The organism is Nocardia sp. NPDC003269 (assembly GCF_042888005.1).
Classification (GTDB): Bacteria; Actinomycetota; Actinomycetes; order Mycobacteriales; family Mycobacteriaceae; genus Nocardia.
Genome location: NZ_JBIAPA010000002.1, coordinates 725,115 through 744,309 on the forward strand (window position 1 = coordinate 725,115; position 19,195 = coordinate 744,309).

Here is a 19,195-nt window from a genome sequence, read left to right on the forward strand (position 1 = left end):
CATCGCATTGCCCTGGCTGTCCCGGGGATTATTTCACCCGAGCTGGCACTGAGTGCCACAGGCTGTCGAAAGCGCTGGCCAACCGGGTCACGGACGCCGACCAGGCCGCCACCGGCTCGATGCTCGAGCGGTGGCGGCCCAGTGGGTTTCGGCTATCGGACCGGCGTCAGCTCCGGCTCGGCCGGTTCGCGCCGCCCGCGACCGAGGACCGAGTGCCGACGGCCGTAGGCGAAGTAGACCACGACACCGAGGGCCATCCAGATCACGAAGCGCAGCCACGTCTCGATCGAGAGATTCACCATCAGCCACACGCACGCCAGCGCGCCGAGGATGGGAACCAGCGGGACGAACGGGACGCGGAAGCCGCGCGGCAGGTCGGGACGGGTCCGGCGCAGCACCACCACGCCGACCGACACCAGCACGAAGGCCACCAGGGTGCCGATATTGACCATCTCCTCCAGCGTGCCGAAGTCGACGAACCCGGCCAGCAGCGCGCAGACCACGCCGACGATCACGGTCAACCGGACGGGCGTGCCCTTCTTCCCGGTCTGCGCGAGGCCGCGGGGCAGCAGACCGTCGCGAGCCATGGCGAACAGCACCCGGGTCTGGCCGAGGAACATCACCATCACCACCGTCGACAGCCCGGCCAGGGCGCCGATCGCGATGATGTTCTTCACCCAGGTGGCGCCGTGGATGGCGAAGGCCGTCGCGAGGGTCGCGTTGCCGTCGGCCAGCGCGGTGTAGGGCACCATGCCGGTCAGGATCAGCGAGACGGCGATGTAGAGCACCGTCACGATCGCGAGCGAGCCCAGGATGCCGCGCGGGATGTCGCGCTGCGGGTTGCGGGTCTCCTCGGCGGTGGTGGCGACCACGTCGAAGCCGATGAAGGCGAAGAACACCAGGCTGGCCGCGGCGAGCAGGCCGTACCAGCCGTAGCTGGTGCCTCCGGAACCGGTGAGGAAGGCGAACAGCGACTGCCGCAGCCCCTCGGCCTTCTCCGACGGCGCCGACGGCGGGATGTACGGGGTCAGGTTCGACGGCTTGAAGTAGGTCGCGCCGACCACCAGCACCAGCGCGATCACGCCCAGCTTGATCGCGACGGCGATGGCCGACACCCGCGAGGACAGCTTGGTCCCGGTGGCCAGCAGCACACCGACCACCGCGATGATCAGCACGGCGCCCCAGTCGAAGTGCAGCGAGCCGATCTGCACCACCGGCGCCGAGGACCCGAGCACATTGCCCAGATACTGCGACCACCCCTTGGCGACCACCGCGACCGCCAGCGCGAACTCCAGGATCAGATCCCAGCCGATGATCCAGGCGATGACCTCGCCGAAGGTGGCGTAGGCGAAGGTGTAGGCGCTCCCGGCGACCGGCACGGTCGAGGCGAACTCGGCGTAACACAGCGCCGTCAGCCCGCAGGCGACCGCCGCGAACACGAAGGCGAGCGAGACCGCGGGGCCCGCCACCGTGCCCGCCGTGCGCGCGGTCAGGGTGAAGATGCCCGCGCCGATCACCACCGCGACACCGAAGATGGTCAGGTCCTTCGCCGTCAGATCCTTGCGCAGCTTGGCATCCGGATCGTCGGTGTCCTTGATCGACTGTTCGACGGACTTGGTGCGGAACAGGCCGCTCGTGATCGTCATCAGAGCGACCGGGGGATGGCGTCGAGGCGGCGTTCGGCGAACCGGTTGGCGGCGGCGCCGGTCCCGATCCCCTCCGACAGTGCGGCGGCGATGATCTCGCGGCAGCGCGGGTAGATGTCGGCGACCTCGGCCTCGACCTCGGCCGGGGCGGCGGCGCGCAACTCGCCCGCCACCTGGATGAGCCCGCCGCCGTTGGCCACGAAATCGGGCACCCAGGTGATGCCTCGGTCGGTCAGCGCCCGCTCCACCTCGGGGGTGGCGAGCTGGTTGTTGGCCGCGCCGCAGATCAGCTTGGCCTCGATCGTCGGCGCGCTCGCCGCGGTGAGCGTGGCGCCCATCGCGCACGGGGCGTACACGTCGACCGGCGCGGTGGCCACCGTCGACAGCAGCCGTACCGCGGGCTGTTCGTCGGCGATGCGCCGCAGCGCGGCCTCGTTCACGTCGGTGACGCAGACCTCGGCGCCGTCGGCCAGCAGCAGCGCGGTGAGCTCGCGGCCCACCTTGCCGACGCCCTCGACACCGACCGTGCGACCGGCCAGTGTCGGTGCGCCCCAGACGGACTCGGCGCCGGCGCGCATGGCGTGGAAGACGCCGAGCGCGGTCAGCCGGGCGCTGTCCCCGCTGCCGCCCGCGGCGACGCTGCGGCCGGTGACGTAGCGGGTGTGCCTGCCGATGACATCGAGGTCGTCGGTGTTCGTGCCCACGTCGCCCGCGGTGATGTAGCGGCCGCCCAGGGTTTCCACGAAGCGGGCGTAGGCGGTGAGCAGCTCCGCGCTCTTCATGGTCGCCGGATCACCGATGATCACCGCCTTGCCGCCGCCGAGGTCGACGCCGGCCGCCGCGGCCTTGTAGGTCATGCCCCACGACAGCCGCAGCACGTCCTGCAACGCCGCGGATTCGTCGGCGTAGGGGTAGAAGCGGGTGCCGCCCAGGGCCGGGCCGAGCGCGGTCGAGTGGATGGCGATGATCGCCTTCAGCCCCGACCTGTCGTCCTCGCAGAACACCACCTGTTCGTGGGCGCGGGCGCTCAACTCGTGCGATCGGCCGAAGACTCCCGCTTCGGTGTGCGCAACGGTCACTGTCGATTCCTTTCGATGGCCGCGCACCACGGGTCGTGCCGGGGTGCGACGGTGTTGTGGTGCCGCGGGTGTGCGGCGGTGGGGTGCACCACGGTGTCGTGATGCGCTGGGCGCGTGGCGGTGTGATCGGCACCGTCACGCGCGACGGCTGTCGCGGTGCCACCGAAGTGGTCGCGCCGCAGGGTGTTTCGTCAGTACTCGAGGCCGAGCTCGCGCAGGCCGGTCCGGTACAGCTCGACGTTGGCGAGCTTGATGTCCTCGTAGCCGCGCACCACGTCGGGCAGGGCGGCGGCCGCGGTGGCTGTGTCGTAGTTCTCCGCACGCAGCTGCTCGGCCAGCCGCGCCACCATGCCGGTGTAGTGGGCCAGCAGTTCCCGCTCGACCTTGCGGACGTGGGCGTAGCCGAAGGGGTCGAGCTTGGTGCCGCGCAGGAACTTGCCCTTGGCCAGCACCTTCAGCGCCACATGGGATTTCGGCGCGAGACCGATCTTCTTGCGCCTGCCCATGGCCCGCAGGACCGGCGGGTGCAGCTTGTAGGTGAGCTTCTCGCCACCGGGGACCTGGGCCTGCACCTCGTCCAGGAACGCCGGGTCGACCAGCAACCGGGCCACCTCGTACTCGTCCTTGTAGGCGGTGAACTTGTAGAGCCCGCGCGCCACGGCCTCGCTGAAGTCGGTGCGGTCGGTGACTTTTCGCTCCGCCGCCCAGGCGAGTTCGACCGTCTCGATGTAGCGCCGGGCCACGTCCGCGTTCTGGTAGCCGATCAGGTTCGCCGCGCGCAGCTCCATGAGCCGCCGCACCTCGCCGTCGAAGTCGGTGTGCGCCAGCAGTTCCAGCGGCACCCGTGGGGGAGTGCGCCGCGGCTGCCCCTCATCGACCGCCGCGGCGAACGCGGCCGGATCGGCGACGGCGACCCGTCCCCACCGGAAGGCCGCGATATTGGCGTCCACCGCGACCCCGTTGATCCCGATGGACTCCTCGATCGCCGCCACCGGCAGCCGCAGCCCACCGGACTGCACGGCCGCGCCGACGATCAGGAAGTTGGCCGCCGCGGTGGTGCCGAACAGGGTCTGCGCCGCGGCGAGGGCGTCGAAGTGGTGCGTCGAGTGCGACACCGCCGCGATCCGATCCAGCAGCGTCTCGGTGGCGGGGTAGGCCACCGACTTGTCGTAGACCATGTCGCCGGTCGGGGTCTGGCTCGTCGAGGCCACGGCCACGGTGCGGGCCACGTCGCCGTACTGCAGGTACCGCGCTTCGGTGGCGGTGAGCAGGTCGACGGCGAGCAGGCAGTCCGCGCTGCCCGGGGTGAGCCGGTTGGCCGGTTCCAGCTCCGTGCCGGAGAACCGCAGGTGCGAGACCACCGGACCGGCCTTCTGGCTCATCCCGATCTGGTCCAGGCTCTCCACCTCGTACCCGGCCCGCAGGGCGGCGGTGGCCAGCACCTGGTTCACCGTCACGATGCCGGTGCCGCCGATGCCCGCGATCAGCACGTTCTGGGTGCGTTGCGGTGCGCCCAGTCCGGGATCGGCGACCGCGGGCGGTTCGGTGGCCTTGCGGCGCTTGGTCTTTCGCTTCTTGTCCGGCACGGTCTCCACCGTGACGAACGACGGGCAGTCGCCGTCGAGGCAGCTGTAGTCGGTATTGCACGAGGTCTGATCGATGCGGGTCTTGCGACCGAACTCGGTGTCGACCGGCTGCACCGACAGGCAGTTCGACTTGGTGCCGCAGTCGCCGCAGCCCTCGCAGACCGCCTCGTTGATCACCACCCGGGTGTTGCGGACCGGCAGCGCGCCGCGCTTGCGCTGCCTGCGCGCGTCGGCGGCGCAGTGCTGGTCGTAGATCAGCACCGTGACGCCCTCGATCTCCCGCAGCGTCCGCTGGGCCTCGTCGAGCCGGTCACGGTGCCACAGCAGCGTGCCCTTGGCGAGCGAGCGCTTGCGATGGCGCCGCGGCTCGTCGGCGCAGATGATGATCTGCCGCACGCCCTCGGTGGTGAGCTTGTGGGTCAGCTGCGCGACGGTGAGCATGCCCTCCGCGTCCTGGGCGCCGGTCATCGCGACGACTTCGTTGTAGAGCAGCTTGTAGGTGATGTTCACCCCGGCCGCGACACACGCCTGCACGGCCAGCTGCCCGGAGTGGAAGAAGGTGCCGTCGCCGATGTTCTGGAACAGGTGCGGCACGTCGGTGAACGGCGCCTGCCCGATCCACTGGCTGCCCTCACCGCCCATCTGGGTCAGCCCGGTGACCGCGCTGTCGGCGCGCCCGGACAGGGTCACCAGCGTGTGGCAGCCGATGCCACCGCCGCCGATCGAGCCGTCGGGCAGCGCGGTGGAACGGTTGTGCGGGCAGCCGCTGCAGAAGTAGGGCGTCCGCTGGGCGGACAGGACTTCCAGCGGAAGTGCCGGTGGCGCCGCCCGTTTCAGCTCCACCCGGCCGCGCAGTATCCGGCGCAGCGGGGCGAGCAACCGGCCCGCGGTGAGTTCGCCGTCCACCGGCATCAGCCGCGCGCCGCGCTCGTCGTGCTTGCCGAGGATGCGGGGCGCGTCCGGGGTGCCGTAGAGGATCTCGCGGATCTGGGTCTCGATGAACGCGGTCTTGTCCTCGACCACGACGAGTTCGTCGAGACCGCGCGCGAATTCGGTGACCGCGGCCGCGCCGACGGGATAGGGCATGCCGATGCGCAGCAGCCGGATGCCCGCCCGGTGCAGGGCGGTGTCGTCGACGCCCAGGTCGAGCAGGGCCTGGCGGACCGCGTCGAATGTGGTTCCGGTGGCCGCGATGCCGACCTTCGCCCCGGCCGGATCCACCTCGACGACGTCGAGCGTGTTGGCCGCCGAGAACGCCTGCACCATCGCCCAGCGCGGACCGTAGAGATCCGCCTCGGCCAGCACGCTGTCCGAGGGCGCCGCCATCGGCCGCTGCCGGTAGACGAACGGCCTGCCTTCCCACTGCAGTTCGGGCACCGTGACAGCGAGATCGGCCACGCTCGCGTCGACGGTCCAGGCGCCGTCGGCGACATCGGCCACGATCTTCAGCGCCACCACACAGCCCGAGGCCCGCGACAGGGCGATGCCCCGCATGCCCAGGGTGATGATCTCCTCGGCATTGCGCGGGAACAGCACCGGCACACCCATCGCGGCCAGCGAGCGCTCGCTCACCGCGGGCACGGTCGACGACTTTGACGCCGGATCGTCGCCCACCAGCAGCAGCACGCCGCCGCGCGCGTTCACCCCGTACATGTTGGCGTGCCGGATCGCGTCGGTGGCGCGGTCGACGCCGGGCCCCTTGCCGTACCAGACGCCGACCACGCCGTCGTGGGTCGGCTGCCCGGCGGGCAGGTCGGCCTGGCTGCCCCAGACCGCGGTGGCGGCCAGCTCCTCGTTGAACCCGGGGACGAAGGTGATGTCGTGCTCGGCGCGCACCTCCGGCATGCCGAGCAGCATCTTGTCCACCCCGCCCAGCGGGCTGCCCTGATACCCCGAGACGAACGTCGCGACCCGGTGCCCCGCGCGCAGGTCGCGCACATGCTGTTCCACGAGCAGCCGCGCGATGGCCTGGACGCCCGTGAGCAGCACCGGCCCGGCTCCGGAGCGATAGCGATCGGCGAGGTCGTAGGGCGCGGCAGGCTCGGCCTGCGGCGCGGCGGTCGGACAGACGACGGTGGTCATGGACGCCTCACCACACTTTCCACAACCCAGATCGTGAGCTGCGCAACGAAGGAACTTGCAATCGGTGCAGCGAAATGTGCCGTGGAGGGGTGAGGGGTGTCAACAGTCAGTCGAAAAGTTGATCAGTCTGCTCAAAAGTGATCTGGACCACTGGGGTGGATGTGCCAATCTGCTCGAGTGGAGAGACCTGCGTCACATCACGGCTGATTCGGCCGGTGGGTCAGATGGTCGACCAGCGGCAGGCTCCGGTAGCCGATCGGGGTGGCCAGCGCGAGCATGGTCTCGGTGTGGTTCACCCCGTCGATGGCGTGCACCCGCTGGATGATCTCCAGCAGATCCTGCTGCGACCGCGCCGCGATCCGGACCAGCAGATCGGCCCGCCCGGTGGTGGCGTGCACCTCCAGCACGTGCGGGAAGCCGCGCAGCGTCTCGATGATCGGGTCCATCTTGTTCTGATCGAGTTCGACCCCGAGGAAGGCGTGCACGGCGAAGCCGATCGCCTGCACATCGATATCGGGCGGATAGCCCCGCACCGCGCCCGAGGATTCGAGCCGCTTCATGCGCGCCTGCACCGTATTGCGGGCGATCCCGAGCCGCTGGGCCAATTCGAGGATCGGCGCCCGCGGGTCCGCGGCCAGTTCGGCCAGCAAGGCGGCATCGAGTGCGTCGAACTTGATGGTCATGCCGCATTGTGGCACGGCGGTCCTCGTGCTTCCCCGGGGTCGGGGCGTGGGGTTACCGTTGATGATGGCCGAATCTGCTGACGTCATCGTCGTCGGAGCCGGACTCGCCGGATTGGTCGCCACGGCGGAGTTGGTCGACGCGGGTAAGCGGGTGCTCATCATCGAGCAGGAGAACGCGGGCAATGTCGGCGGACAGGCATTCTGGTCCTTCGGCGGACTGTTCCTGGTGAACAGTCCGGAGCAGCGCAGGGTCGGGATCAAGGACTCCTACGACCTGGCCTGGCAGGACTGGCTTGGCAATGCCGGATTCGACCGCGAGCGCGAGGATCGATGGCCGCGGGAGTGGGCGCGGGCCTATGTCGAATTCGCCGCCGGGGAAATGCGCGGCTGGCTGGCCGACCGCGGCTGGAAGTCGTTCCCGATCGTCGCCTGGGCCGAACGGGGCGGCTACGGCGCCGACGGGCCCGGCAATTCGGTGCCGCGTTTCCACGTCACCTGGGGCACCGGGCCCCGGATCGTCGAGATCATCGAGTCGCGGGTGCGCGACGGTGTCGACCGGGGTCTGGTGACCTTCGCGTTCCGTCATCAGGTCGACGAACTCGTCGTCACCGGCGGCGCGGTCACCGGCGTGCGCGGCACCGTCCTCGAACCCTCCGACGCGGCGCGCGGTGTCGCGTCGTCCCGGAAGGCGGTGGGGGAGTTCGAGTTCGGCGCGCAGGCCGTGATCGTCACCTCCGGCGGCATCGGGCACAACCCGGAACTGATCCGCCGGAACTGGCCGACGGACGCGGGGCGCGTGCCCGAGCACATGCTGGCCGGGGTGCCCGCGCACGTGGACGGGCGGATGCTGGAGATCTCCGAGAGCGCCGGCGCGAACGTGATCAACCGCGACCGCATGTGGCACTACACCGAGGGCATCGTCAACTACGACCCGGTCTGGCCGAATCACGGCATCCGCGTCGCGCCCGGACCGTCCTCGCTCTGGCTGGACGCGACCGGCACCCGGCTGCCGCCCCCGCTGTTCCCCGGCTTCGACACGCTCGGCTCGATGCAATACATCAACCGCACCGGTTTCGACTACACCTGGCTGGTCCTGGATCAGCGGATCATCGAGAAGGAGTTCGCGCTCTCCGGTCAGGAGCAGAACCCCGACCTGACCGGCCGCAATATCCGGTTGCTGCTGGAACGGGTGAAGAAGGGTGCCCCCGGACCGGTCGAGGCGTTCAAGCGCAAGGGCGTCGATTTCGTGGTCGAGGACGGACTCGACGACCTGGTCCGCCGGATGAACGAACTCGCCGGTGACGATGTGCTCGATGTCGCGAGCGTGCGGCGCGAGGTGACCTCGCGAGATCGTGAACTCGACAACCCCTTCGGCAAGGATCTCCAGCTCGCGGCGATCCGTGCGGCCCGCGCCTACCGTCCCGACAAGATCATCCGGGTGGCCGCGCCGCACCGGCTGCTCGATCCCGCGGCGGGCCCGCTGATCGCCGTCCGCCTGCACCTGCTCACCCGGAAAACTCTGGGCGGCTTGGAAACCGACCTGTCGTCGCGGGTGCAGGGCCGGGACGGCGCGGCGGTCGACGGCTTGTACGCCGCCGGTGAGGTCGCGGGCTTCGGCGGTGGCGGGGTGCACGGCTACCGCGCGCTGGAAGGCACCTTCCTGGGTGGGTGCATCTTCTCCGGACGGGCCGCGGGCCGGGCGGTCGCCGCCCGGGTGTGAGGACCGCCCGCCGCGCAATAGTCTTGTGCGCCAGTGTCCGTGGTCATCGGGTGATTCCACGACGAGGGTCGAGACGTGGATCTTGACGCACGGAGATCGAGCGCATATTTTGGGCTGCGGACTTTTGAGGCGAGGGGGAAAGAACACTGGAGTCCGCGCGCGTCGTCCCGCTGAATCGGGAAATTCTTTTGGTTGCACAAGCATACGTTCGGCGCGGTTTCGACGTAGATCACCGCGAACTCGATAGGTGGCACAGCTAACTATTCCGGCACGGCATCGAGGGCTCGATCAGTCTGGTGGCCAACCGGTTTCGTTCCTCGCTGCCCGACGTCGCGCGTCCGGCCGGTGACCTGCCGTGTATCGCCACGCGCCTATTCGCCGCATCGCTCGGTTTTATTCTCGGAGGTTGAAGAACAATGTGTGGAATTGTCGGATGGGTCGATTTCGCGAGTGATCTCGAAACGCAACGCCCGGTAGTGGAGCGCATGACCGAGACGATGCGCTTGCGCGGACCGGACGCCGGTGGCGTATGGATTTCCCGGCACGCCGCACTCGGCCACCGTCGCTTGTCGGTCATCGATATCGAAGGCGGCGTTCAGCCGATGGTCCGCGATGATGTCGCGTTGACCTACAGCGGTGAGATCTACAATTTTCGCGAATTGCGGCAGGAATTGGAGGGCGCCGGTCACCGGTTCACCACCAAGAGCGACACCGAGGTGGTGCTGCGCGCCTACCTCGAGTGGGGCGTCGCGTGCGTCGAGCGGTTCAACGGCATGTTCGGGTTCGCGATCTGGGACGGACGCAGCGAGGAACTGCTGCTCGTGCGGGACCGGGTGGGCGTCAAACCCGTCTACTACTACCCGACCGCCGACGGCATCCTGTTCGGCTCCGAGCCGAAGGCGATTCTCGCCAACCCGGCGGCGAAGCGGAAGGTCGACCTCGACGGCTTCGCCAATTTCCTTGTCCTGCAGGCGAATGTGGCCGGGCACACCCCGTTCGACGGTCTGCTGGAATTGCAGCCGGGTGAATTCCTGCGGGTCGGCAGGTCGGGGATCGAGCGCACTCGCTACTACCAGCTGACCGCTCGCCCGCATGAGGACGACCTCGACACCACGGTGGAGACGGTGCGCGCGCTGCTGGCCGACATCGTCGAGCGTCAGCTGGTGTCCGACGTGCCGATCGGCACGCTGCTCTCCGGCGGTATCGACTCGAGCCTGCTGACCGCGCTGGCGACCCGCTCGAACACCGCGGCCGATGTGGTGCGGTCGTTCTCCATCGATTTCGTCGGGCACGCCGACTTCTTCGAGACCTCGGCCGACATCCTGCGCGCGACCGAGGACGCGCCCTTCATCCGCGAGGTGGTCGACTATGTCGGCTGCAAACACGAGGGAATCGACGTGGCGACCGCCGCCCTGTGCGACCCCGAGGTGCGCCGCCGGGTGCTGACGGCCTGGGACCTGCCGAATCACCTGGGCGACATGGACGTCTCGCTGTATCTGCTGTTCCAGGCGGTGCGGGAGCGCTGCACGGTGGCGATCTCCGGGGAGGGCGCCGACGAGGTGTTCGGCGGCTATCCCTGGCTGCACGACGAGAAGGTCCTCGACGTGCCGATCTACCCGTGGATGTCGTTCCAGCTGCTCCAGGGCACCCCGTCGACGTTCAGCCTGTTCGACGGTGGCGTCGTCGCGCGCACCGGTCTGTTCGAGCGCATCGGCGCCATGTACGCGCAGGGCATCGCCGAAGCGCCCCGCCTGGACGGCGAATCGCCCCTGGACGCGCGGATGCGCGCGGCCAACTACCTCGACCTCACCCGCTTCATGCGCCCGCTGCTCGACCGCAAGGACCGCATGAGCATGGCGGTCGGCCTCGAGGTCCGCGTCCCGTTCTGCGACCACCGCCTGATCGACTACGTCTTCAATGTGCCGTGGTCGATGAAGCAGCGCCCCGGCGAGAGCAAGTGGCTGCTGCGCGCCGCCGCGGGCGACCTGCTGCCCGACGCGGTGCGCAACCGCCCGAAGTCCGTCTTCCCGGCCACCCTGGACACCGGCTACGACGACATGCTGCGCAAGGGCCTCAACGAGGTCCTGACCGGCGCCGACGAGCCCATCCGCGAGTTCCTGAACATCGACGCGGCCACCGCGATCGTCGACGGCACCGACCCCGCCAGCGGCTCATGGGCCCGGCTCCGCACCGAGAGCATCCTGCGCGCCAACGCCTGGATCAAGGAGTACGACGTCGACATGAGCCCGCTGAGCTGACCCGACCCTTCCCGTGCGCTGCGACGTGCGATCGCCATCGTGGCGCGGGCACAGCGCCGCGACACCAGGTCGGCCGAGCGCGCACCGGCCTTGGCGATGCGCGGTGCCAGCGCGTCACAGAGCCGTCGTAACACCACTTCACCGAAACTGGTAGTTTCGTAACTGGTCATGGACACCAGGCTCCACCACACGGCGCCCGGGAAAAAGGACAGTTTCGAGAAGGTTTCTCAACCTGGCGATGAAGGATCTTGGTGGTGCCGTGGAGATGCGTGATATCGAGATCTTCCTGACGCTGGCCGAGGAACTGCACTTCGGCCGCACCGCCGAACGGTTGCATGTGACCCCTGCCCGCGTCAGCATGGCGATCAAGAAGCAGGAGCGCCGCATCGGTGCCGAACTGTTCGAGCGGACCACCCGCCGGGTCGCGCTCACGCCGGTCGGTCGCGAGCTGTTGACGCAGCTGAGCGCGGGCTACCGGCAGATCATGGACGGTATCGAGACCTCGGCCGCCGCCGCCCGCGGCGCCTCGGCGACCTTGACGCTGGGCACCATGGGCCTGCAGGCCTGGATGCTCGGCGACCTGCTCGACTCGTTCCAGCGGCAGCATCCGGCGGTGCGGGTCGTGCACCGCGACATCAACCCCGTCCATCCGCTCGACCTGCTGCGTTCCGGCGAGATCGACGTGGGACACGTCTGGCTGCCGGTGCGGGAACCCGACCTCACCGTCGGTCCGGTCACGCACACCTGCGCCCAGGTCCTCGTCGTCGCCGCCACGCATCCCTTCGCGCGGCGCGCGTCCGTCGGCCGGGAAGACTTCGGCGACCTCACCTTCGTCGCCCACACGTCCTCGATCCCGGCGCACATGGAGGAGGTCTTCCAGCCCTTCCACACCCCCGCCGGGCGCCCGATCGCCCGCGGACCGCTCGTCAGCACCTGGGACGACCAGCTCAAAGCGGTCGGCTCGGGACAAGCGGTGATCGCGGCAGTCGCCGAGTCCGCCCGCTTCTACCCCTGGCCCAACCTCGTGTATCTGCCGATCCACGACGCCCCACCGGTCTCCTGGGCGCTGGTCTGGCGCACGGCGGCCGAGACTCCCGCTGTGCGGGCCTTCGTCCAGACCGTGGTCGCCCCTTACCCTGCGGAGGAAATGGGCGCACAATGATTGCGTAGTGCGGCTTCACGATTTCCGGCCGGCGGGTGGCCGAATGCTCGCCGGGAAAATTCGGGCGGGCATCCTCCGTGATGGCACGTCCTCGTATCGGGTTGTGACGACTGGATTCCCCGGCAGCATCGCGGTCGGCTCGTCACATCATGCTGAACGCCGGGCGCGGCGAATGCCTCCCGTAGCGACTACGAGCCCCATCGCTGGTTCGGCGCATCTACTGGATAGGAAACGCCATGTCAGAGCAGAACAAGGCGGCGGCCAAGCGCCTCTTCGACGCGTGGAACGCGCGCGACCTCGATGTGTTCGACGAGGTGATCGCCGACGACGCCCTCAACCACGATCCACAGAACCCGTTCGCCGAGGTCCACGGCCCCGACGGCCTCAAACGACTCGCGCAGATGTACCTCGCCGCGTTCTCGGATCAACGTTTCCTGGTCAACGAACAGATCGCCGAGGGCGATTTCGTCACCACCCGATGGACGGGAACAGGGCACAATGACGGCGAGATGATGGGCATGCAGGCCACCGGGAAATCGGCAGTTGTTCAAGGAATTACGATCAATCGCTTCCGGGACGGCAAGATCGTCGAGAGCTGGGCGTGCTGGGACACGCTCGGCATGATGCAGCAACTCGGCGTCGTCCAGGCGGCGCACTCCGCGACAACCTGACTGTCGCCGACCGGGCGGGCGCGTTGTTCCCGCGCCCGCCGGTTCGTCAGTGCCGGGCGTGCCGGGTGTCGTACCACTGATCACCGGCGGGCTCACCGGCCAGATTCCAGCTCCAGGACTCTGTCGGGGTGATGCGCAGGTAGTAACCCGGACCCACGATGCCCGTCCGCTCGACGGGCGGTTCGGCCTGACCGTAGACGCGCACGCCCCGCGCGATGAACGGGTCGAAGGAGACCAGGTCATCGACGACCAGCGCCACCTCGGCATTGCCAGAAGCGACATTGCGTGCCTTGCGGGTACCGGGGAAGGTCGCGCCACCGCCGACCCAGAAATACGTGCCGTCGAACTCGAAGGCGACCGGAACGACGTCCGGTCGCCCGTCGGCGGCGCGAGTGGCGAGGCGAGCAAGCGGCTGCGACCGGAGATAGTCGAGTTCGGCATCCGTGAAGCCCATACGATCGCATTATTCCGCATCAGGGAATCGAATCGAAGGAGTGGAATGCGTATCGGGGTGTCCGGCCCACACGGAACCGGCAAGACGACACTGGTGCACGAACTGTGTTCCCGCTTCACCGAACTCACCCCGATCGAGGAACCGTACGTCCTCCTCGAGGAAGACGGCCACGACTTCGAATACCCACCATCACGCGCCGACTACCGAGCCCAACTGACCCGCTCGATCCACCTCCTGACCACCGAACCCGACGGTTCCGTCTTCGACCGCACCCCCTTGGACTTCCTGGCCTACCTGTCGGCGACGGGCCTCGACATCGAATCCGCCACCGATACCGCTGCACTCGAAAGCGCCTTGGCCGCACTGGATCTCCTGATCATCGTGCCCATAACCCCCGACGCCGACCGACTCCTGCCCCCGGCGGAAATGCCCGGCCTCCGCCGCACGGTCAACGACATCCTCCTCGAGCTCGCCTACACCGACCCACTGCACCTCCTAGCGGATATCCCGATAATCGAGCTGACCGTCCCGCTGTCTGATCGAGTCGAATCAATAGCCGCCACGATCCGATAGCGCCGCGCAGCCCGATACGGCCGTTCTGTCGACTCCGACCGCCGCCGCCCCACATCGACCGCGGCTCGACATCGAACAACTGGTACCCGGGAACCGGTGTCCGGAGTTCAGTTCCGCTGTCGATGGATGGGAAGCCCGCCGAGAAGGAACAGCAGCGCCACGCTGATCACCGCTGTTTGGTTGAGCAGCCCAGCGATCGGGTCGCCGAGATCGCGGGTGAGGATCATCCGAAAAGCTCCGCCGACTACAAGGGCGGCGACAACGCTCGCGGCCACGATCCTGCTTGTCGTCCATCGCTTCTGCGTGGTGCCCGGCGCGCCTGGCGCCGACTCGGTAGCCGCCACGGCGACGAGCCACAGCAGCGCGGCGACCACGCCGGTCAGACCGAACAGTTTCTCCGCCGCGAGGTCGTTCCAATTCCCGCTCACGATCAATCGGACCGTCGCGGCCAGGTAGAGACCGACCACGACGACTGCGGCGCCCTTGCGCCACTGCGCCCAGAGGCTGTGCGGACCTTCGGATTCTGTCGACATGTACTGCTCTGTCATGGCGTCACGATCCCATGGAAGAGACATTCGCGCTGACCGGATTTCGGTGACCCGTGACAGTTCGACGCCGACGTGTGCACCGTGACCGATTATCTGGCAGGAATGGAGCCCATGAGCGATGACTACTCGATCGACTTCGACTCGTCCGGCACCGGAGACGACTATCAGGTATTGCCGGACGGCCGGGTTCCGTTGTGGGTGTTGCTCACGGTGGGCGACGACGCGCACTGTGTCACGCCGTGGCACACGTATGCGGCCCCGCTGGTCCTGTCGGCGACCGTGATCGGCCACGACTGCGATATTCCGGCGGGGGAAGTCATCGGCCGCGAGTTCACCGCCGCCGGTGGGGAGGACGAGCCGCTGCACGACTTCCGGCTCGTACACGATCCGCGCCTGTAGGACGGCCGATGAGGTGGTACAGACGGGGCGATCGAGGTGCGAAGAATGGGTGAGTCGGAGCTGGGGGAGTTTCTGGGATCGTTCGGTTCGGTCGCCGGAGTGCGGGCTGACGCGGAGGCCGTCATCGGGGACCTGGAGCGGGTCGGCTTCGCCTGTCACAAGGCGGGGAGGAGCTTCTTGCGGGGGTACCTCGGGCTCCGGATCGACCACGGTCCGGACCTGGTCATCGCCGGGGAGGTGGTCCGGAGCTGGACATCCTTCGATCCCTCCGTCGTCTGCACCGCCCGCGACGCGGACGTGGCCCGGCGATGTGCGGAGGTGGCCGGTGCCGATCTGGTCCCGATCGGTGTGGACAGCTTTCATCTGACGCTGTACTCGGGGAGCGATGGAAGGTTCTACGCGGGGTTCGATTCGTCGGTCTATCGCTACGGGGACGATGTCAGCGCGCTGTTCTCGATGATGAAGGAGGGAATTCGGCCGATAGTGCTGGGGGAGTGGGTGATTCGATGATCGGGCGCTTGTGGCGCTCGGGGCATACGGACCGGCCGCGAGGTTGTCGGCGTGATCCCGCGCGACCCGTTGTGGATGGGGAGGTTCACAACGTCCGATCGGTCTCTCGGCGGGCGGTGGAATCGGCCGACTGGACGCGCTCACCGGCCCCTTCGTCGCCGATCGGGGAATACGGCGAGGTGATGCGCGCGTTGAGGGACCTGGGTGAATTGTAGAAATCGTAGAAAGCAGGGGTGGACCCCGAAGATGCCCAGGTCAGCGGTGGTATAGGCTTTGTCGGTCATGAAGTCGGCTTATACGGGTCCGGTCAACGGTGCGCCCAACACGGTCTACCTCGACCACGCGGCCACCACTCCGATGCTGCCCGCCGCCGTCGAGGCGATGACGGCTGCGCTGACGACGGTGGGTAATGCCTCGTCGCTGCACGGATCGGGGCGGGCGGCGCGCCGGGCGCTGGAGGAGGCGCGCGAGGCGATCGCGGCCGAGCTGGGTGCGCGGCCGTCGGAGGTGATCTTCACCTCCGGGGGGACCGAGAGCGACAATCTGGCCCTCAAGGGCATCTTCTGGGGGCGCAGGGCGGGCGATCCGCGGCGCACCAGGATCGTCACCAGCGCGGTCGAGCATCACGCGGTGCTCGACGCGGTCGAGTGGCTGGAGAAGCACGAGGGCGCCCAGGTCAGCTGGCTGCCGGTGGACGCCGAGGGCGTGGTGTCGCCGCAGGCGCTGCGCGAGGTGCTCGCCGCGCACGCCGACGAGGTCGCGCTGGTCAGCGTCATGTGGGCGAACAACGAGGTCGGCACGATCCAGCCGATCACCGAACTGGCGGCGGTCGCCGGGGAATTCGGCATCCCGATGCACAGCGACGCGATCCAGGCGGTGACCCAGGTCCCCGTCGATTTCGGCGCGAGCGGGCTGGCCGCGCTCAGCGTCGCCGGGCACAAGGCGGGCGGCCCGCACGGCATCGGCGTGCTGCTGCTCGGCAGGCAGGTGCCCTGTGTGCCGCTGGTGCACGGTGGCGGACACGAGCGTGACCTGCGCTCGGGCACCTCCGACGTGGCCGCGGCGGTCGGCCTGGCCGCGGCGCTGCGCGACGCGACCGGCGAGCTGCCCGCCCGTGCCGAGCACCTGCGCGGACTGCGCGAACAGCTGATCGCGGGCGTGCGGGAGGTGGCACCCGAGGCGGTCCTCAACGGGCCGCGCGGCGAGCGCCGGCTGCCCGGCAACGCCCACTTCACCTTCCCCGGCTGCGAGGGCGACTCGCTGCTCATGCTGCTCGACGCGGCGGGCGTCGAATGCTCGACCGGGTCGGCCTGCAACGCGGGCGTTGCCTCGCCGAGTCATGTGCTGATCGCGATGGGCGTCGAGCCCTGGCAGGCCCGCAGTTCGCTGCGGTTCTCGCTGGGTCACACGTCGACCGGGGCCGATATCGAGACATTGTTGACCGTTCTGCCGCAGGTCATCGAACGGGCCAGGGCCGCGGGCCTGGCCGGCGCTAGAGGAGGTGCCTGATGCGAGTACTCGCCGCGATGAGTGGTGGTGTCGATTCGGCGGTGGCCGCGGCGCGGGCCGTGGACGCCGGTCACGAGGTGGTCGGGGTGCACCTGGCGCTGTCCGCGACGCCGGGCACGCTGCGCACCGGATCGCGCGGTTGCTGCTCCAAGGAGGACGCCGGTGACGCGCGCCGCGCCGCCGACGTGCTGGGCATCCCGTTCTACGTGTGGGACTTCGCCGACCGCTTCAAAGAGGACGTGATCGACGACTTCGTCGCCGCCTACGCCGCGGGCGAGACCCCCAACCCGTGCCTGCGCTGCAACGAGAAGATCAAGTTCTCGGCCCTGGCCGACCGCGCGCAGGCCCTGGGCTTCGACGCCGTTGTCACCGGCCACTACGCCCGGCTCGACGATGGCGTGCTGCGCCGCGCGGTCGACGCCGACAAGGACCAGTCCTACGTGCTCGCGGTCCTCACCGCCGAGCAGCTGTCGCGCGCGATGTTCCCGGTCGGTGACACCCCGAAGCCGCGGATCCGCGAGGAAGCCGCCGAGCGGGGCCTGGCCGTGGCGAACAAGCCCGACAGCCACGACATCTGCTTCATCCCCTCCGGCGACACCAGGGCCTTCCTCGGCGCCAAGATCGGCATCCGGCCCGGCGCGCTCGTCGACTCCGACGGCACCGTGCTCGGCGAGCACGAGGGCGTGCACGGGTTCACCGTCGGCCAGCGCAAGGGCCTGGGCCTGACGCACACCGCCGCCGACGGCAAGCCCCGCTACGTCACCGGCATCGACCCCGATTCCGGGACGGTCAGCGTCGGTTCGATCGAGGACCTCCAGGTCGACGTCGTCACCGCCGATCGCGCCATCTGGACCTCCGGCGTGCGCCCGGACGGGCCGGTCGAGTGCGTCGTGCAGGTGCGCGCGCACGGCGGCACCGCGCCCGCCGTCGTCACCCCCGAGGGCGACGGGTTCGTCGCGAGCCTGCGCGAACCGCTCACCGGCGTCGCCAAGGGCCAGGCGATCGTGCTCTACCTGCCCGATGCCGAGGGCGGGGACACCGTGGTCGGCAGCGGCACCATCACCGGCACCGACCGCGCCGGGGTTCCGGCGGACGCGGCCGACGCTTCGGCCTGATCGGCTCGTGCCCGCGCCGGGACGGGAGCCACGCGGGGCCGACCGAGGCCGCCGCCGTGGTGCGGGGCAGGATGGTGACCGGCGGCGACCGGCGTTCGATGAATCGAAAGGTGTTGAGCGCGTGACATTGTGGCGCAGCGAGAACTCGCAGGAGACGGCCGCACCGGAGCCGGTCGTTCCGCTCGCCGGTGGCACCGCGACGGGTGTCGGCTCGTGGCCCGGCACCGATCCGCGCGAGGCGGCCGCGACGATCATCGGCGAACTCGCTGATCTCCCGCACCTGGTCGAGCTGCCCGATCGCGGTGTCGGCGCGGACATGATCGGGCGGGTCTCGGCGCTGCTGGTCGACCTGCGCTTCGATTCCACCACCCGCGGCTACCGGTTGGGCGCCCGGCCCGGCGCGGTGTCACGCCGGGCCAGGGACCTGCTGAACGAAGACCTCGACGCCATCGAAGAAGCCTGGGAGACAGCGGGTCTGGCGGGCACGGGCCGCGTGGTGAAGATCCAGTCCGCGGGCCCGCTGACTCTCGCCGCCGAGGTCGAGCTGCCCGGCGGGCACCGGATCCTCACCGATTCCGGTGCGGTGCGCGATCTTTCGGAGTCCCTCGCCGAAGGGCTGGCCCGGCATGCGGCCGAGGTCGCCCGGCGGCTAGGGGCCCAGGTGGTCGTCCAGCTCGACGAACCCCGGCTCACCACTGTGCTCGACGGCTCGCTCCGGGGTCCGAGCATTCTCAACACCATCCGCGCGCTCCCCGAACCGGAGGCGCTGCACATCCTCGACACGGTGATCACCGCTCAGCCCGCGCCGGTCCTGCTGCACACCTGCGCCACCCGCCCCGCCCTCACCACCCTGGGCCGCAGCGCCGCCGCCGCGATCTCCTTCGACGCGGCCACGCTCACCACCGCCGACCTGGACGCCCTCGGCGAGATCCTCGACTCCGGCAAGAAGATCGCGCTCGGCCTGACCCCGACCGCGCCGCCCGCCACCCCGCCCACCTGGCGCACCGTCGCCGAACCCGGCGTCCGCCTGATCGACCGCCTCGGTTTCCCGCGCCGTGTCCTCGCCGAGCAGATCCTGGTCACCCCCGCCTGCGGCCTGGCCGGCGCACCGCTGCCCTGGGCGCGCAAGGCCATCACGCTCACCGGCGAGGTCGCCCGCGCCTTCGCCGAGGAGCCGGAGTCGATCTCGCTCGACTGACG

At 69.3% G+C, this 19,195-nt stretch carries 16 protein-coding genes; 10 read left to right on the plus strand and 6 right to left on the minus strand.

The genetic code is table 11. The features are described from left to right. Window positions 1–152: 152 nt before the first annotated feature. From ACFYWJ_RS13755 to ACFYWJ_RS13770, 4 genes are all read right to left on the minus strand, one after another. Window positions 153–1,646 carry an amino acid permease gene (locus ACFYWJ_RS13755; protein ID WP_355284415.1) on the minus strand — a complete coding sequence of 498 codons (1,494 nt, stop codon included), beginning with the start codon at window positions 1,644–1,646 and terminating at the stop codon, window positions 153–155. After that, window positions 1,646–2,725: a Glu/Leu/Phe/Val dehydrogenase dimerization domain-containing protein gene (locus ACFYWJ_RS13760; RefSeq protein WP_355284418.1), complete on the minus strand. Its 1,080-nt coding sequence runs from the start codon at window positions 2,723–2,725 to the stop codon at window positions 1,646–1,648. The genes ACFYWJ_RS13755 and ACFYWJ_RS13760 overlap by 1 nt, the downstream gene beginning before the upstream one ends. Before the next feature lie 191 nt (window positions 2,726–2,916). After that, a complete protein-coding gene (locus tag ACFYWJ_RS13765) occupies window positions 2,917–6,393 on the minus strand; it encodes an indolepyruvate ferredoxin oxidoreductase family protein (protein ID WP_355284420.1) in 3,477 nt (1,158 codons plus the stop codon). A 197-nt stretch (window positions 6,394–6,590) separates the two neighbouring features. Beyond that, complete coding sequence (locus ACFYWJ_RS13770; protein ID WP_218719333.1) at window positions 6,591–7,076, minus strand: Lrp/AsnC family transcriptional regulator; 486 nt, start codon at window positions 7,074–7,076, stop codon at window positions 6,591–6,593. Between the two features lie 64 nt (window positions 7,077–7,140). Here ACFYWJ_RS13770 and ACFYWJ_RS13775 point away from each other — a divergent pair, with 64 nt between their 5' ends. The 4 genes from ACFYWJ_RS13775 (at window position 7,141) to ACFYWJ_RS13790 (ending at window position 12,887) form a co-directional block, all read left to right on the plus strand. Beyond that, window positions 7,141–8,796: an FAD-binding dehydrogenase gene (locus tag ACFYWJ_RS13775; protein WP_355284424.1), complete on the plus strand. Its 1,656-nt coding sequence runs from the start codon at window positions 7,141–7,143 to the stop codon at window positions 8,794–8,796. A gap of 416 nt (window positions 8,797–9,212) precedes the next feature. Beyond that, window positions 9,213–11,054 carry an asparagine synthase (glutamine-hydrolyzing) gene (gene asnB, locus ACFYWJ_RS13780; protein ID WP_355284427.1) on the plus strand — a complete coding sequence of 614 codons (1,842 nt, stop codon included), beginning with the start codon at window positions 9,213–9,215 and terminating at the stop codon, window positions 11,052–11,054. 238 nt (window positions 11,055–11,292) lie between these two features. Continuing rightward, a complete protein-coding gene (locus ACFYWJ_RS13785) occupies window positions 11,293–12,216 on the plus strand; it encodes a LysR family transcriptional regulator (protein ID WP_387164782.1) in 924 nt (307 codons plus the stop codon). A gap of 236 nt (window positions 12,217–12,452) precedes the next feature. Next, entirely contained in the window at window positions 12,453–12,887 is a 435-nt protein-coding gene (locus tag ACFYWJ_RS13790) for an ester cyclase (RefSeq protein WP_355284433.1), read from the plus strand. A gap of 46 nt (window positions 12,888–12,933) precedes the next feature. Here the strand turns inward: ACFYWJ_RS13790 and ACFYWJ_RS13795 are convergent, their stop codons facing one another. Further along, complete coding sequence (locus ACFYWJ_RS13795; protein ID WP_355284436.1) at window positions 12,934–13,341, minus strand: PPOX class F420-dependent oxidoreductase; 408 nt, start codon at window positions 13,339–13,341, stop codon at window positions 12,934–12,936. A 45-nt stretch (window positions 13,342–13,386) separates the two neighbouring features. Here ACFYWJ_RS13795 and ACFYWJ_RS13800 point away from each other — a divergent pair, with 45 nt between their 5' ends. Further along, window positions 13,387–13,914 carry an AAA family ATPase gene (locus ACFYWJ_RS13800; protein WP_355284438.1) on the plus strand — a complete coding sequence of 176 codons (528 nt, stop codon included), beginning with the start codon at window positions 13,387–13,389 and terminating at the stop codon, window positions 13,912–13,914. Between the two features lie 107 nt (window positions 13,915–14,021). Here ACFYWJ_RS13800 and ACFYWJ_RS13805 read toward each other — a convergent pair whose 3' ends face one another. Further along, window positions 14,022–14,462 carry a hypothetical protein gene (locus ACFYWJ_RS13805; RefSeq protein ID WP_355284441.1) on the minus strand — a complete coding sequence of 147 codons (441 nt, stop codon included), beginning with the start codon at window positions 14,460–14,462 and terminating at the stop codon, window positions 14,022–14,024. A gap of 111 nt (window positions 14,463–14,573) precedes the next feature. Between ACFYWJ_RS13805 and ACFYWJ_RS13810 the strand changes: the two genes are divergently transcribed. The 5 genes from ACFYWJ_RS13810 to ACFYWJ_RS13830 all read left to right on the plus strand — a co-directional run bounded on the left by ACFYWJ_RS13810 (window position 14,574) and on the right by ACFYWJ_RS13830 (window position 19,193). Then, window positions 14,574–14,861, plus strand: a complete 288-nt coding sequence (locus ACFYWJ_RS13810) for a hypothetical protein (RefSeq protein ID WP_355284444.1) — start codon at window positions 14,574–14,576, stop codon at window positions 14,859–14,861. A 45-nt stretch (window positions 14,862–14,906) separates the two neighbouring features. Beyond that, on the plus strand, window positions 14,907–15,371 hold the full coding sequence (locus tag ACFYWJ_RS13815; protein WP_355284447.1) for an SUKH-3 domain-containing protein: 465 nt from the start codon (window positions 14,907–14,909) through the stop codon (window positions 15,369–15,371). 282 nt (window positions 15,372–15,653) lie between these two features. After that, a complete protein-coding gene (locus ACFYWJ_RS13820; RefSeq protein WP_355284449.1) occupies window positions 15,654–16,880 on the plus strand; it encodes a cysteine desulfurase family protein in 1,227 nt (408 codons plus the stop codon). Next, on the plus strand, window positions 16,880–17,995 hold the full coding sequence (mnmA, locus tag ACFYWJ_RS13825) for a tRNA 2-thiouridine(34) synthase MnmA (protein ID WP_355284451.1): 1,116 nt from the start codon (window positions 16,880–16,882) through the stop codon (window positions 17,993–17,995). The genes ACFYWJ_RS13820 and mnmA overlap by 1 nt, the downstream gene beginning before the upstream one ends. Before the next feature lie 121 nt (window positions 17,996–18,116). Further along, complete coding sequence (locus ACFYWJ_RS13830) at window positions 18,117–19,193, plus strand: methionine synthase (protein ID WP_355284454.1); 1,077 nt, start codon at window positions 18,117–18,119, stop codon at window positions 19,191–19,193. Window positions 19,194–19,195 lie beyond the last annotated feature (2 nt).